This is a genomic window from Streptomyces sp. TN58 (assembly GCF_001941845.1).
GTDB lineage: Bacteria > Actinomycetota > Actinomycetes > Streptomycetales > Streptomycetaceae > Streptomyces.
In genome coordinates this window covers 1,951,196-1,965,336 of sequence record NZ_CP018870.1, presented here as the reverse complement: position 1 = coordinate 1,965,336, position 14,141 = coordinate 1,951,196, and the positions used below count along the sequence as shown (strand labels likewise).

Genomic DNA, 14,141 nt, shown 5'->3' with positions numbered 1-14,141 from the left:
CCAGCCTACGGCCGGATCGCGCCGGACGCCCGCCCATCAGGCGGACATGGATCAACGCGCCCCTCCCCGCCCGGCACAATGGCTCCATGAGTACGTCCCCCCGCCCCGGCAGCCTCGACCCCGCCATCGCCGCGCGCCTCAAGCGCTCCGCCGACGGGCTGGTACCGGCCATCGCCCAGCAGTACGACACCGGTGAGGTGCTCATGCTCGGGTGGATGGACGACGAGGCCCTGCACCGCACCCTGACCACCGGCCGCTGCACCTACTGGTCGCGCAGCCGCCAGGAGTACTGGGTGAAGGGGGACACCTCCGGCCACTTCCAGCACGTCAAGTCCGTCGCCCTCGACTGCGACGGAGACACCGTGCTCGTCCAGGTCGACCAGGTCGGAGCCGCCTGCCACACCGGAGCCCGCACCTGCTTCGACGAAGACGTCCTCCTCCGCGCAGCCGACTAGTCAGGGGCACCCCCTCAATGGATCTTGAGACGTTCCGCAAGCTCGCGGCCGACCGCCGCGTCATCCCCGTGAGCCGCAAGCTGCTCGCCGACGGGGACACGCCCGTCGGGCTCTACCGCAAGCTGGCCGCCGAACGCCCCGGAACCTTCCTCCTGGAGTCCGCGGAGAACGGCCGGTCCTGGTCCCGGTACTCCTTCGTCGGGGTCCGCAGCGACGCGACCCTGACCGTCCGGGACGGCCAGGCGCACTGGATCGGCACCCCGCCCGTCGGCGTACCCACCGGCGGCGACCCCCTCGACGCCCTGCGCGCCACCGTCGAGGCCCTGCACACGCCCCGCGACCTCGCGGCCGGCATGCCCCCCTTCACCGGCGGCATGGTCGGCTACCTCGGCTACGACATCGTGCGCCGCCTGGAGCGCATCGGCGAGCACGGCAGCGACGACCTGAAGCTGCCCGAGCTGACGATGCTGCTCACCTCCGACCTCGCCGTGCTGGACCACTGGGACGGCACCGTCCAGCTCATCGCCAACGCCATCAACCACAACGACCTCGACTCCGGGGTCGACGAGGCCTACGCGGACGCCGTGGCCCGCCTGGACGCCATGGAGGCGGACCTGGCCCGGCCCGCGCCCTACGTTCCCGCCCCGCTGCCCGCCTCCGAGCTGCCCGAGTTCTCCGCCCTGTGGGGCGGCGAGGAGTACCAGGCGGCCGTCGAGGACATCAAGGAGCGGATCCGGGCCGGCGAGGCCTTCCAGGTGGTGCCCTCGCAGCGGTTCGAGACCTCCTGCGAGGCCTCCGCGCTGGACGTCTACCGGGTGCTGCGCGCCACCAACCCGTCCCCGTACATGTACCTCTTCCGCTTCGAGAACGGCTTCGACGTCGTCGGCTCCAGCCCCGAGGCACTGGTCAAGGTCGAGGACGGCCGGGCCATGGTCCACCCCATCGCCGGCACCCGCCACCGCGGCGCGACCCCGCAGGAGGACAACGACCTCGCCGAGGAGCTGCTGGCCGACCCCAAGGAGCGCGCCGAGCACCTGATGCTCGTCGACCTGGGCCGCAACGACCTCGGCAGGGTCTGCGAGCCGGGATCGGTGGAGGTCGTCGACTTCATGTCGATCGAGCGCTACTCCCACGTCATGCACATCGTCTCCACCGTGACGGGCCGCGTGGCCGAGGGCAGGACCGCCTTCGACGTGCTCACGGCCTGCTTCCCGGCCGGCACCCTCTCCGGGGCGCCCAAGCCGCGCGCCATGCAGATCATCGAGGAGCTGGAGCCCTCCCGCCGAGGCCTCTACGGCGGCTGCGTCGGCTACCTGGACTTCGCCGGGGACTCCGACACCGCCATCGCCATCCGGACGGCCCTGCTGCGCGACGGCACGGCGTACGTCCAGGCCGGCGCCGGGGTCGTCGCCGACTCGGTGCCCGAGCTGGAGGACAACGAGTGCCGCAACAAGGCCGCCGCCGTGCTGCGCGCGGTGGCGGCGGCGAACCGCCTGAGCGGCTCCTGAAGGCGTAGGGGATAGTGGGGTACGTGAGTGCCGTACCCCCGCCCCGATCCGACGCCCCCGCCGAGCCCGAGCCCGAGACGGCCGACAGCCGCGGCAGCCGCCGCAGCGTGGCCGCCGCGCTGCTGCTCGGCGCGCTCGGCGCCACCGTCGTCCTGCTCGCCTCCGGCCGGGTGTGGGCCCGGGGCACCGCCGCCATCGGCAGCGACTCGCTCCAGCTCAGTGCCGACGGGCGGGCCGTGACCGGCCTCCCGGCGGCCCTGGCCATCGTGGGCCTGGCCGCCCTGGTGGCCGTCTTCGCCGTACGCGGCAAGGGCCGGCTGCTGGTGTCGGGCCTGCTCGCCCTCAGCGGCCTCGGCGCGGCGCTGTCGGCGCTCTTCGGCTCCGACGGCCGCAGCGCCCTGGACGCGCAGGCCGCCCGTACGACGGCGGACAGCGCGGCCCACGTGGCCGGCCTGACCCAGACGACGTGGCCGTACGTCACGGCGGCCGGCGCGGCCCTGATCCTGGCCGCCGGACTGCTGGCGCTGCGCTACGGCCGCGGCTGGCCGTCGATGGGAGGCCGCTACGAGCGTGACGGCAGCCCCCGCCCGCGGGCCGTCGCGGCGGTGGATCCCGACCGGCCGGAGGATCTGTGGAAGGCTCTGGACCGCGGCGAGGACCCGACCACGGACCCGGGCGGCGACCGGACCCGCCGAACCGGCCCCTGAGCCGACCCCCCTGGACGGCGAAGCCGCCGGGTACGGGACAATGTCACCGAGCGTTCGTCACAGACCGCACGCTCGACACAGCAGCGCGACAGAGAGCAAACGAGGAGCAACTCATGGCGGGCACGAGCCACGGACACACCCCGGCCGCCTGGACCGGTGTCACCATCGCCTTCATCGGTTTCTGCGTCTCCGGCGCCTTCATGGTGCTCGCGAACCCGCTGGGCTTCTGGGCCGGTCTGGTCGTCGTCGCGCTCGGCGGTGTCGTCGGCCTGGCGATGAAGGCCGCGGGCATGGGCGCGCCGAAGGCGGCCCACAAGGACCTCGCCGAGGTCATCGCCGCGAACAAGGTCCCCGCCAAGGCCTGAGCGCGTCACCTGCGCCGGTCCTGGAAGAGAGCCGAAAGGCGCGGCCCCGCCGGGCTGCGCCTTTTGTCGTGAGCGGAGAGAATCAGCAGGTGGACGCCTCCAGTACCCCCGACGCCGTGCCCGGTCCGCAGGCCGTGTCCGGACCGCCTGCCGTGTCCGGACCGCCGGCCGGACCGGTCGTACCCGCGGTGTCCGCCAGGCGGGCGTCCCTGGGCAGGCGGCTCGCGGCCCCGGCGCTCTACCTGGCCGCGGCCGGCGCGGCGTTCACGTACGTGGGCACCGTCGACCCCAACGAGCCGGGCCACTACCCGGTCTGCCCGCTGCTGCGGCTGACGGGCATCCTGTGCCCCGGCTGCGGCGGGCTGCGCAGCGCGCACGCCTTCGCCCACGGGGACCTGGCCGCCGCTTTCGGGTCGAACGCGCTGGCCGTCGCCGGCTACTTCGTCTTCGCGGGGTTCATGGCCCTGTGGCTGGTTCGCGCCTTGCGCGGCGGGCCCGTCCCGAGGATCGTCCTGCGTCCGGCCTCGTGGTGGGCGCTGGGCGCGGTGGTACTGGTTTTCGCCGTTGTCCGAAATCTCTCTTTCGGGTCGGCGCTGGCGCCCTGAGCCCCGTACGCAGCGGGGATGAAGGGCGTATTCCGAATGTCCAGTTACTGGGACGACGTCAACCGAGTGCGGAGGGCGACTCCTCCGCCGGATACCATTTGATAGCCGACCTTGCAGTGGTACGTGTCTGCAGGGCGGCCGACCGTCATCGACCCGGAAGGGGGCCGCTCGCGTGAGTGTGCTCGACGAGATCATCGAAGGGGTCCGCGAAGACCTTGCCGAACGGCAGGCCCGAGTGAGCCTCGACGAGCTCAAGGAGCGTGCCGCCAAGGCGCCCCAGGCCAAGGACGGCGTCGCGGCCCTGCGCGGCGACGGCGTCAAGGTGATCTGCGAGGTCAAGCGCTCCAGCCCCTCCAAGGGCGCGCTGGCCGCCATCGCCGATCCGGCCGGGCTCGCCGCGGACTACGAGGCGGGCGGTGCGGCGGTCATCTCCGTCCTCACCGAGCAGCGCCGGTTCGGCGGCTCGCTGGCCGACCTGGAGGCCGTCCGCGCCCGCGTGGACATCCCGATCCTGCGCAAGGACTTCATCGTCACGGCGTACCAGCTGTGGGAGGCCCGCGCCTACGGCGCCGACCTCGCGCTGCTGATCGTCGCCGCCCTGGAGCAGGAAGCCCTCGTCTCCCTCATCGAGCGGGCCGAGTCCATCGGCCTCACCCCGCTCGTCGAGGTCCACGACGAGGAGGAGGTGGAGCGCGCGGTCGCCGCCGGCGCCAAGATCATCGGCGTCAACGCCCGCAACCTCAAGGACCTCAAGGTCGACCGCTCCACCTTCGAGCGCGTCGTCGGCGAGATCCCGCCCCACATCGTCAAGGTCGCCGAGTCCGGCATCCGCGGGCCGCACGACCTGATCGCCTACGCCAACGAGGGCGCCGACGCCGTCCTCGTCGGCGAGTCCCTGGTCACCGGCCGCGACCCGAAGGCGGCCGTCGCCGACCTCGTCGCCGCCGGCGCCCACCCCGCCCTGCGCCACGGACGGAGCTGACCCGTCCCATGGCCCACGACCGCCCCTCCGTCCGCACGCGCCGCGTGCCGACGGCGTACGCGCCCCTGGCGCGCGGCTGCCGCCCCCGCGGCTGCCGCGCACCGGCCCGGCGCGTCCACGGGCGGCGGGTCCGGTACGTGATCGGCTCCGAGCCCGGCCAGGTCAACGGCATGCGATGGCGCCGCGGAGACGCGCCGTAACGAGGGCTGCCGCGGCCCGGTACGCGAGACGTACCGCGCCGCGAGGCGGTCCCGTACAGCCTGACGCCCCCGGCCGACCGGCTCCGGGCGCGGGTTCCCGCGTACCGTGCGGCGACATCCCCAGCGGGGTGTCCGCGGCACGGGCGGGCGGCGCAATACGGTGAAACCACCCGCCGCATCTCGCACCCGTAGGAGCACTGGATCATGTCCAGCGAGTTCTTCATCCCGGACCCGGAGGGTCACGTCCCCAACGCCGAGGGCTACTTCGGCGACTTCGGCGGCAAGTTCATCCCGGAGGCGCTCGTCGCCGCCGTGGACGAGGTCGCCGTCGAGTACGAGAAGGCCAAGGGCGACCCGTCCTTCGCGGCCGAGCTGGGCGACCTCATGGTCAACTACACCGGCCGCCCGAGCGCCCTCACCGAGGTGCCCCGCTTCGCCGAGCACGCCGGCGGCGCGCGGATCTTCCTCAAGCGCGAGGACCTGAACCACACCGGCTCGCACAAGATCAACAACGTGCTGGGCCAGGCGCTGCTCACCAAGCGCATGGGCAAGACCCGCGTCATCGCCGAGACCGGCGCCGGCCAGCACGGCGTGGCCACCGCCACCGCCTGCGCCCTCTTCGGCCTCGAATGCACCGTGTACATGGGCGAGATCGACACCCAGCGCCAGGCGCTGAACGTCGCCCGCATGCGCATGCTGGGCGCCGAGGTCATCGCGGTGAAGTCCGGCTCGCGCACCCTGAAGGACGCGATCAACGAGGCGTTCCGCGACTGGGTCGCCAACGTCGACCGCACCCACTACCTCTTCGGAACGGTCGCCGGGCCGCACCCCTTCCCGGCGATGGTCCGCGACTTCCACCGCGTCATCGGCGTCGAGGCCCGCCGCCAGATCCTGGAGCGCGCCGGCCGGCTGCCCGACGCCGTCGCCGCCTGCGTCGGCGGCGGCTCCAACGCCATCGGCCTCTTCCATGCCTTCATCCCGGACGCGGACGTCCGCCTGGTCGGCTTCGAGCCCGCCGGGCACGGCGTCGAGACCGGCGAGCACGCGGCCACGCTGACCGCGGGCGAGCCGGGCATCCTGCACGGCTCCCGCTCCTACGTCCTCCAGGACGAGGAGGGCCAGATCACCGAGCCGTACTCCATCTCGGCCGGCCTGGACTACCCGGGCATCGGCCCGGAGCACTCCTACCTCAAGGACACCGGCCGCGGCGAGTACCGCGCGGTCACCGACGACGCCGCCATGCAGGCCCTGCGCCTGCTGTCGCGCACCGAGGGGATCATCCCGGCGATCGAGTCGGCGCATGCCCTCGCCGGCGCCCTGGACCTGGGCCGGGAACTGGGCCGGGACGGCCTGCTCGTCGTCAACCTGTCCGGCCGCGGCGACAAGGACATGGACACCGCCGCCCGCTACTTCGGCCTGTACGACACCGACGGTGAAGTCGCCGACAACGAGTTCTCCGAGGGGGACGACAAGTGAGCTCCACGCACGGACGCGGCAACATCGAGCTGCTGAGCGCCACCCTCGCCAAGGCGAAGTCCGAGGACCGCGCGGCCCTCGTCGCCTACCTCCCCGCCGGCTTCCCGACCGTCGACGGCGGCATCGAGGCCGTCAAGGCCGTCGTCGCCGGCGGCGCGGACGTCGTCGAGATCGGCCTGCCCCACAGCGACCCGGTCCTCGACGGTCCGGTCATCCAGACCGCCGACGACATCGCCCTGCGCGGCGGCGTCAAGATCGCCGACGTGTTCCGCACGGTCCGCGAGGCCCACGAGGCGACCGGCGCCCCGATCCTGGTGATGACCTACTGGAACCCCATCGACCGCTACGGCGTCGAGCGGTTCACCGCCGAGCTGGCGGCCGCGGGCGGGGCCGGCTGCATCCTGCCCGACCTGCCGGTCCAGGAGTCCGCGCTGTGGCGCGAGCACGCGGAGAAGCACGGTCTGGCGACCGTCTTCGTCGTGGCACCCAGCAGCAAGGACGCGCGGCTGGCCACCATCACGGCGGCCGGCTCCGGCTTCGTCTACGCCGCCTCGCTGATGGGCGTCACCGGAACCCGCGAATCGGTCGGCGACCAGGCCCAGGACCTGGTCCGCCGTACCCGGGCCACGACCGAGCTGCCCGTCTGCGTGGGCCTCGGCGTCTCCAATGCCGCCCAGGCGAAGGAGGTCGCGGGCTTCGCCGACGGCGTGATCGTCGGCTCCGCCTTCGTGAAGCTGCTGCTGGACGCGCCGGACCTGCCGGCCGGGCTGGACGCCGTACGGGCGCTGGCGGGCGAACTCGCGCAGGGCGTACGCAGAGGCTGAGACAAACCGGACACCCGATCGGGTTCTGTAGTCCGATCGGGTGGAATGGTCGGCGGGGAGGCACGCGAGTGCCTCCCTGCTTCGTTTGGCGGAGCGTGAGCGAGAAGAACGACGGTGCGAACCGCGATGCGACGAAACGATCGGCCCGGGAGCGACTCCAAGCGGAGCGCGAGCGGCAGAAGAGCCGGGACAAGCGCCGGCGGACCCTGATCGTCGCGGCGGCGGTGGTCGGCGTCCTGGGCCTGGCGACGGTCGTGGGCGTGATCGCGGCCAACGCCGGCAAGGGCGACAAGTCCGACTCGGCGGGCCCGGTGGTCGCCCCGTCCGGCGCCACCGGCAAGGACGCTCTCGCCATCCAGACGGGCAAACCCGAGGCGAAGTCCACCCTCACCGTGTGGGAGGACTTCCGCTGCCCCGCCTGCAAGTCCTTCGAGGACAACTACCGGGACACCATCCACGAGCTGGAGGCCAAGGGCCTGCTCAAGGTGGACTACCACCTGGTCACGCTCATCGACGGGAACATGGGCGGCAGCGGCTCCCTGAAGGGCGCCAACGCGGCGGCCTGCGCGCAGGACGCCGGAAAGTTCGCCGAGTACCACGACGTCCTCTTCCAGAACCAGCCGCAGGAGGTCGACGACGCCTTCGGCAAGAACGCCAAGCTGCTGGAGCTGGCGGGCAAGGTCGAGGGGCTGGACACCCCCCGGTTCCGCCAGTGCGTCGAGGACGGTACGCACAACAGCTGGGTGGGCAAGTCGCACGAGGCCTTCGCCGCCGGGAACTTCCGGGGCACCCCGACCGTGCTGCTCGACGGCAAGGACATCTTCGCCGACCAGGCCGACCCGCTGACCCCGCAGAAGCTGAAGCAGCGGGTGGAGGCGGCCGCGAAGGGCACCGGCGGAGCCGGCGCCAAGGACGCGGAGAAGGAGAAGGGGTCCGGGAAGGACGGGGAGAAGGACGCGGGGAAGGGCGGGGCGAAGGCCTCACCGTCGGCGTCGAGGACGGCGTCCACGACCTCCAAGGGAACCGCGGACAGTCCCGTGAGCGGCACCGCGAACGGCTCCGGCACCAGGCCGGGGAGCGGCACCGGGAGTGGCACCGGGAACGGGTCCTCGGGGGACTGACTTCCGCCGATCCATGTCTGGATTTGGTTTCGACCCTGCCGGGCGGGTTGCGGTACGCACCGTCCGGCAGGGTAGCGTCAGGTCTGCCATGGACATTGCTTACATCCCCAGTCCGTCGACCGGCGTGATCCATCTCGGACCGATCCCGCTCCGCGGCTACGCGTTCTGCATCATCATCGGCGTCTTCGTCGCCGTCTGGCTCGGCAACAAGCGCTGGATCGCGCGCGGCGGAAAGCCGGGCACGGTCGCGGACATCGCCGTGTGGGCGGTGCCGTTCGGGCTGGTCGGCGGTCGCCTCTACCACGTGATCACCGACTACCAGCTCTACTTCGGCGAGGGCCGCAACTGGGTCGACGCCTTCAAGATCTGGGAGGGCGGCCTCGGAATCTGGGGCGCGATCGCGCTGGGCGCGGTGGGTGCCTGGATCGGCTGCCGGCTGCGCGGCATCCCGCTGCCCGCCTGGGCCGACGCCCTGGCCCCCGGCATCGCACTGGCCCAGGCCTGCGGCCGCTGGGGCAACTGGTTCAACCAGGAGCTCTACGGCCGGGCCACCGACCTGCCGTGGGCGGTCGAGATCAGCGCCGGCCCGAACCGGGACGCCGGGACCTACCACCCGACCTTCCTGTACGAGTCGCTGTGGTGCGTCGGCGTCGCCATCCTGGTGATCTGGGCCGACCGCCGCTTCAAGCTCGGGCACGGCCGCGCGTTCGCCCTGTACGTGGCCGCGTACTGCGTCGGCCGCGGCTGGATCGAGTACATGCGGGTCGACGAGGCGCACCACATCCTGGGCGTCCGGCTGAACGTGTGGACCTCGATCTTCGTGTTCGTGCTCGCCGTCGTCTACCTCGTCGTCTCCGCGAAGCTGCGGCCGGGCCGCGAGGAGATCGTCGAGCCGGACGCCTCCGGCGGGGACGGCAAGGACAAGTCCGCGACCAAGGGCCCGTCCGCCGAGGCAGCCGGTGACAAGGCCGGTGACAAGGCCGGGGACGGGTCGGACGGCACGGCCGAGGCCGGCGCCGAGCCCAGGGACTCCCTGCCGACCCGCGCACAGCGAGCCGACGCCGAAGTGCGCGAGGGAGCCGTCAAGGCCGACCTGCGCAAGCCGGCCGTAGACGCCGAGGCCCCGGAGGCCGACAAGGCCTGACGGCGGAAACGTCACGAGGGGGTGCCGCGGACCACGCGGCACCCCCTTCGCGTCTGCCGGGAGCGATCCGCCCGTGAGGTGAGCGCGGGCCGGTGCGCGCCCCACGGTGCGCGCGCGGGGTACGCCGGTGGCCTGAACCGGCCGGATCGTGCTTGCCGGGACCGGGGCCGGGGTCGGCGCCCGGCGCGGATCGGCCCGCGCGGCAGCGCGCGGCGGTGCGGCGGCCGCCGGGGCCGGCGCCCGGGTTCCGGCGGGTGGCCGCGCGGTCGGCGCAGGGGTTCAGTGGACCGGGATCCGCGCGGCGAGCGCGAGGGTGCGGTGCGCCGACGCCACGACCGCCGGGTCCACGAACCGGCCGTCGGGCAGGGCCAGTGCGCCGGGCGCGGCCCGGGCCGCGCTGAGCACCTCCACCGCGGCGCTCACCTCCTCGGGCGCCGGGAGGTAGGCCCGCTCGATCACCGGCAGCTGGCGCGGGTGGATAGCCGCCCGGCCGAGGAAGCCCAGGGACCGGCCGCGCGCGCAGGAGACCGCCAACGCCTCCACGTCGCGGATGTCGGGGAACACCGACTGGGCCGGGGGCGCCAGCCCGGCGGCACGCGCCGCGACCACCACCCGGGAGCGGCACCAGTCGAGCCCCTCCTCCGCGCTGGCCGCGAGGTCCGCCCGCAGGTCCGCCTCACCGAGGGAGAGCCCGCGCAGGGCCGGGTGCGCGCGGGCGATCTCGTACGCGCGCTCCACGCCCAGCGCCGACTCCAGCAGGGCGTGCAGCCCCACCCCGCCGGTGCGGTCGGCGGCCACGGCGATCTGCTCCGGGGCGCTGATCTTGGGCAGCCGCAACCCCGCGAGGCCGCGCAGCCCGGCGAGCGCGGTGAGGTCGGCGCCGCCCCACGGGGAGTCCAGGGCGTTGACGCGGACGTGGACGGGGACCGCGGGCCGCTCCGCGAGCAGTTCGACGGTGGCGGCCCGGGCGTACTCCTTGCGGGACGCCGCCACCGCGTCCTCCAGGTCGACGATCACCGCGTCGGGCCCGCAGGCCAGCGCCTTCGCCACCACCGCGGGCCGGTCGCCAGGCGCGTACAGCCAGGTCAGGATCACAGGGCCCCCTCGGTGCGCAACGCGGCGATCTCGGGCCCGGTCAGACCGAGCTCGGTCAGCACCTCGGCCGTGTCCGCGCCGTGCGGGCGGCCCGCCCAGCGGATCTGGCCGGGAGTCTCGGACAGCCGGAAGAGGACGTTCTGCATCCGCAGGGGGCCCAGCTCCGGATCCTCGATCTCGGTCACCGTGTCCAGGGCCGCGAACTGCGGATCGTCCATCACGTCGCGGACGTCGTAGACCAGCGCGACGGCCGCCTCGGCGTCCTCGAAGGCGTCGACGACCTCCTCCGCCTTGTGGCGGGCGATCCAGCCGCCGACCGCCTCGTCGAGGACGTCGGCGTGCCGGGCCCGCCCGGTGCCGGTCGAGAACCACGGCTCGGCGATCAGCTCCGGCCGGCCGACCAGCCGCATCACACGCTCGGCGATGGACTGGGCGGAGGCGGAGACCGCCAGCCAGCGGCCGTCGGCACTGCGGTAGGTGTTGCGGGGGGCGTTGTTGGCGGAGCGGTTGCCGGTGCGCGGCTGGACGTAGCCGAGCTGGTCGTACCAGAGCGGCTGCGGGCCGAGCACGGTGAGGATCGGCTCGACGATGGCCAGGTCCACGACCTGCCCGTGTCCCGTGCGGTCACGCCCGGCGAGCGCCGTCATCACCGCGTACGCGCAGGTCAGCGCGGCGATCGAGTCGGCGAGGCCGAAGGGTGGCAGGGTCGGCGGGCCCTCCGGCTCCCCGGTGGCCGCGGCGAAGCCGCTCATGGCCTCGGCGAGGGTGCCGAAGCCGGGGCGGTGGGCGTACGGGCCCTGCTGGCCGAAGGCCGTGACGCGGGCCAGGATCAGGCGCGGGTTGGCGGCGGACAGCTCGGGCCAGCCCAGGCCCCACCGCTCCAGCGTGCCGGGGCGGAAGTTCTCGACGACCACGTCGGCGGTGGCGGCGAGCCGCAGCAGGGTGGCCCGGCCGCCGGGGGTGGACAGGTCCAGGGTGATGGTGCGCTTGTTCCGGCCGAGCAGCTTCCACCACAGGCCGATGCCGTCCTTGGCGGGGCCGTGGCCGCGGGAGGGGTCGGGGAGGGACGGGTGCTCGACCTTGACGACCTCGGCGCCGAAGTCGCCGAGCAGGGTCGCGGCGAGGGGGCCGGCGAAGAGCGTCGCGAGGTCGAGCACCCGCAGACCGTGCAGGGGCCCTGGCCGGGCGGTGCCGGTTCCCGTGCCGGGGGCTTCGGTGGGGGTGGGGGTGGGGGTGGGTCGGGGCGTCTCCTCGGGCGCCGAACGGTTCTCGGGGTCGGCAGGTGTGGCGGTGGTGCGTTCGGCGCCCTGCGGGGAGCGCCCCGACCCACCCCCGCCCCCGGCACGTAGGTCGGCGGTCACGAGGTGGCTCCGGCCTGCTCCGCTTCCCAGCCGGCCAGGGCGAAGGCGTCGGTCTCGGCGCGGGTCGGCATCGAGTCCTGGGCGCCGTGGCGCTGCACCGACAGCGCGGCCGCCGCCGAGGCCCAGCGCAGCGCCTCCGGCATCGGGCGGCCCTCGCCCAGGGCCACGGCCAGGGCCCCGACGAAGGTGTCGCCGGCCGCGGTGGTGTCCACGGCCCGGACCCGGGGCGCGGGCACCGTCAGTGGCTCGTGGCCGCGGGCCGCGTGGAGGACCCCCGCCGCGCCGAGGGTGATCACGACTTCGGGCACGGTGGCGAGCAGTGCCTCGGCGGCCTGCCGGGGGTCGGTCAGGCCGGTCAGGGTGGCCGCCTCGTGCTCGTTGGGCACCAGGAGGTCGGTGGCGGCGAGGAGTTCGGCGGGCAGAGGCTGTGCCGGGGCCGGGGTGAGGACCGTACGTACGCCGTGTGCGCGGGCGGCGCGGGCGCCGGCGAGGACGGCGGGCAGGGGGAGTTCGAGCTGGAGGAGGAGGGCGCCGGCGGCGGCGATCCGGGCCTCGTCGCCCGCTTCCAGGCCGGTGACGCTGCCGTTGGCGCCCGGGATGACGACGATGCGGTTCCCGCCCTCGTCGTCCACGGTGATGTGCGCGGTGCCGCTGGGGCCCTCGACGGTGCGCAGGCCCGCCGTCTCGACGCCGGCGGCGGTGAGCGCGGAGCGCAGCCGTACGCCGAACTCGTCGGCCCCGACCGCGCCGAGCATCACCACCTTCCCGCCGGAGCGGGCGGCGGCGACGGCCTGGTTGGCGCCCTTGCCGCCGGGGACGGTCCGGAAGGCGCGGCCGGTGACCGTCTCTCCGGGGAGAGGGGCCTTGGGGACGTAGGCGACGAGGTCCATGTTCGTACTGCCGAGCACGGCGATGGCCGTCATGAGCGTGCTGCCTCCTGTGCGGTGAGGTGGGCCAGGGTGTCGAAGCCGATGCCGTCGAAGCCGGGGACGGTGGTGGCGAGGCGGTTGGCGAGTGGGGCGGTCCAGCGGTGCGGGATCCGCTGCGGGGAGCCGGCGAGCAGTCCGGCGAGGGCGCCGGCGGTGGCGCCGTTGGAGTCGGTGTCCCAGCCGCCGGACACCGCTCGGCAGACGGTACGGGTGAAGTCGCCGTCGGCGTGGGTAAGGGCGGCGGCGATCAGTGCGGTGTTCGGGACGGCGTGGACCCAGTGGTAGTGCCCGTAGCGGGCGTGCAGCCGGTCGACGACGGAGTCGAAGTCGGCCTCGTCGGTGGCAGTGCGGATCCCGAAGCGGATCGCCTCGGCGAGGCGGGAGCGCCGCGGTACGGCGGCCAGTCCGGCGTCCAGGGCGGTGTGGACGTCCGCGCGCCCGGTGGCGGCGTGGGCGGTGGCGGCGGCGACGAAGAGGGCGGCGTAGACGCCGTTGCCGGTGTGGGTCAGGGAGGCGTCGCGGTAGGCCTGGGCCGCGGCGGCGGCCGGGTCGCCGGGGTTGGTCCAGCCGTGGACGTCGGCGCGGATGAGGGCGCCGATCCACTCGCGGAAGGGGTTGTGGTGGGTGGCGGTGGCGGGAGGCTCCCAGCCGAGGAGGAGGTTGCGGTACGCGACGCGCTCGGCGGTGAAGGTACGGCCGGCGGGCAGTTCGTCGAGCCACAGGCGGGCGACGTCGGCGGTGGTGAAGGCCTTTCCGTGGCGCTGGAGCAGCAGGAGGTTGAGGAGGGGGTAGTTGAGGTCGTCGTCCTCGGGCATGCCGTGGATGTTCTCGGCGAGTGAGGTGGGGGCGGAGCGGCGGTTCCAGGGGTAGGCGGCCAGCAGTTCCGCGGGGACGCCACGGGCGGTGAACCAGTCGTCCAGCGGCCAGTTGCCCGCGGCGCGGGCCAGCGCCCGGATCCCGTGGAGGGGCAGCTTCTCGACGGGCTTGCCGAGCAGGCACCCGACGGCCCGGCCGAGCCATGCGGCTTCCAGCCGCTCCCGCAGCCCCGATCCGGGCTCCGAGGCCGCATTTGCCCCTGTCCCTGCCTTTCGGCCTGCCGCCGGCTCTGCCCCGGCCTTCGGCCACCACCCGGGTTCGGGGCGGGCGTCGTCCGGCCCCGGGCCGGTGCCGCACGGCGGGGCTTGGGGCGCCGGGCCATGGGCGTTGGCCGCCTGGTTACGGACCTGGGCCTCCGGGGCGGCGGGCTTGTGCCGCCCGGGGCGGGCGGCGGGCCGGGCCTCGCCCTTGGCCTGCGGTCGCCACCTGGGTTCGGGACCGGCGCTGTTCGGGCCCGGGTCGGCAGGTCGCGGGCCGGTGGGGGTGCCGATGC

14 protein-coding genes and 1 pseudogene are annotated in these 14,141 nt (G+C 74.1%); 11 read left to right on the top strand and 4 right to left on the bottom strand.

Features of this window, described 5'->3' with window-relative positions:
• The first annotated feature begins 86 nt into the window (after positions 1-86).
• The 11 genes and pseudogenes from hisI to lgt all read left to right on the top strand — a co-directional run bounded on the left by hisI (position 87) and on the right by lgt (position 9,387).
• Positions 87-455 (top strand): phosphoribosyl-AMP cyclohydrolase, encoded by a 369-nt coding sequence (hisI, locus tag BSL84_RS08935; protein WP_030031522.1) that lies wholly within the window; start codon positions 87-89, stop codon positions 453-455.
• A gap of 17 nt (positions 456-472) precedes the next feature.
• A complete protein-coding gene (locus BSL84_RS08930) occupies positions 473-1,963 on the top strand; it encodes an anthranilate synthase component I (protein WP_030031521.1) in 1,491 nt (496 codons plus the stop codon).
• 14 nt (positions 1,964-1,977) lie between these two features.
• Complete coding sequence (locus BSL84_RS08925; protein WP_045324078.1) at positions 1,978-2,670, top strand: TIGR02234 family membrane protein; 693 nt, start codon at positions 1,978-1,980, stop codon at positions 2,668-2,670.
• Between the two features lie 113 nt (positions 2,671-2,783).
• A complete protein-coding gene (locus tag BSL84_RS08920; RefSeq protein ID WP_030032551.1) occupies positions 2,784-3,035 on the top strand; it encodes an HGxxPAAW family protein in 252 nt (83 codons plus the stop codon).
• Positions 3,036-3,124: 89 nt separating this feature from the next.
• Positions 3,125-3,640, top strand: coding sequence for a DUF2752 domain-containing protein (locus BSL84_RS08915; protein WP_234363428.1), 516 nt, complete (start codon positions 3,125-3,127; stop codon positions 3,638-3,640).
• 172 nt (positions 3,641-3,812) lie between these two features.
• Complete coding sequence (gene trpC, locus BSL84_RS08910) at positions 3,813-4,622, top strand: indole-3-glycerol phosphate synthase TrpC (RefSeq protein WP_030032547.1); 810 nt, start codon at positions 3,813-3,815, stop codon at positions 4,620-4,622.
• A gap of 8 nt (positions 4,623-4,630) precedes the next feature.
• Positions 4,631-4,822 (top strand): tryptophan biosynthesis modulator TrpM, encoded by a 192-nt coding sequence (gene trpM, locus BSL84_RS08905; protein WP_045324077.1) that lies wholly within the window; start codon positions 4,631-4,633, stop codon positions 4,820-4,822.
• A gap of 204 nt (positions 4,823-5,026) precedes the next feature.
• Positions 5,027-6,298 (top strand): tryptophan synthase subunit beta, encoded by a 1,272-nt coding sequence (gene trpB / locus BSL84_RS08900; RefSeq protein WP_030030451.1) that lies wholly within the window; start codon positions 5,027-5,029, stop codon positions 6,296-6,298.
• A complete protein-coding gene (gene trpA, locus BSL84_RS08895) occupies positions 6,295-7,122 on the top strand; it encodes a tryptophan synthase subunit alpha (RefSeq protein ID WP_030030450.1) in 828 nt (275 codons plus the stop codon). Before trpB ends, trpA begins: the two co-directional genes overlap by 4 nt.
• Before the next feature lie 95 nt (positions 7,123-7,217).
• Positions 7,218-8,012 (top strand): annotated as a pseudogene (locus tag BSL84_RS08890) (DsbA family protein); the annotation flags it as partial.
• A 319-nt stretch (positions 8,013-8,331) separates the two neighbouring features.
• Entirely contained in the window at positions 8,332-9,387 is a 1,056-nt protein-coding gene (gene lgt / locus BSL84_RS08885; RefSeq protein WP_079273151.1) for a prolipoprotein diacylglyceryl transferase, read from the top strand.
• A gap of 279 nt (positions 9,388-9,666) precedes the next feature.
• On the opposite strand, the gene BSL84_RS08880 is transcribed toward lgt, so the two are convergent.
• From BSL84_RS08880 to BSL84_RS08865, 4 genes are all read right to left on the bottom strand, one after another.
• Positions 9,667-10,482 (bottom strand): HpcH/HpaI aldolase/citrate lyase family protein, encoded by an 816-nt coding sequence (locus BSL84_RS08880; RefSeq protein ID WP_045324075.1) that lies wholly within the window; start codon positions 10,480-10,482, stop codon positions 9,667-9,669.
• Positions 10,479-11,654 carry a CaiB/BaiF CoA transferase family protein gene (locus BSL84_RS08875; RefSeq protein ID WP_075972021.1) on the bottom strand — a complete coding sequence of 392 codons (1,176 nt, stop codon included), beginning with the start codon at positions 11,652-11,654 and terminating at the stop codon, positions 10,479-10,481. Before BSL84_RS08875 ends, BSL84_RS08880 begins: the two co-directional genes overlap by 4 nt.
• Positions 11,655-11,839: 185 nt before the next feature.
• The gene (rbsK, locus tag BSL84_RS08870; RefSeq protein ID WP_075970137.1) at positions 11,840-12,766 is read right to left on the bottom strand and encodes a ribokinase; all 927 of its coding nucleotides are present in this window, start codon (positions 12,764-12,766) and stop codon (positions 11,840-11,842) included.
• Entirely contained in the window at positions 12,763-14,139 is a 1,377-nt protein-coding gene (locus tag BSL84_RS08865; RefSeq protein ID WP_079273430.1) for an ADP-ribosylglycohydrolase family protein, read from the bottom strand. Before BSL84_RS08865 ends, rbsK begins: the two co-directional genes overlap by 4 nt.
• Positions 14,140-14,141: the final 2 nt, after the last annotated feature.

Bases quoted from the DNA above. Each gene is read 5' to 3' on its own strand.
- trpM (WP_045324077.1), top strand. From the start codon at position 4,631: ATGGCCCACGACCGCCCCTCCGTCCGCACGCGCCGCGTGCCGACGGCG.
- lgt (WP_079273151.1), top strand. From the start codon at position 8,332: ATGGACATTGCTTACATCCCCAGTCCGTCGACCGGCGTGATCCATCTC.
- BSL84_RS08920 (WP_030032551.1), top strand. From the start codon at position 2,784: ATGGCGGGCACGAGCCACGGACACACCCCGGCCGCCTGGACCGGTGTC.
- hisI (WP_030031522.1), top strand. From the start codon at position 87: ATGAGTACGTCCCCCCGCCCCGGCAGCCTCGACCCCGCCATCGCCGCG.
- rbsK (WP_075970137.1), bottom strand. From the start codon at position 12,766: ATGACGGCCATCGCCGTGCTCGGCAGTACGAACATGGACCTCGTCGCC.
- BSL84_RS08930 (WP_030031521.1), top strand. From the start codon at position 473: ATGGATCTTGAGACGTTCCGCAAGCTCGCGGCCGACCGCCGCGTCATC.
- trpB (WP_030030451.1), top strand. From the start codon at position 5,027: ATGTCCAGCGAGTTCTTCATCCCGGACCCGGAGGGTCACGTCCCCAAC.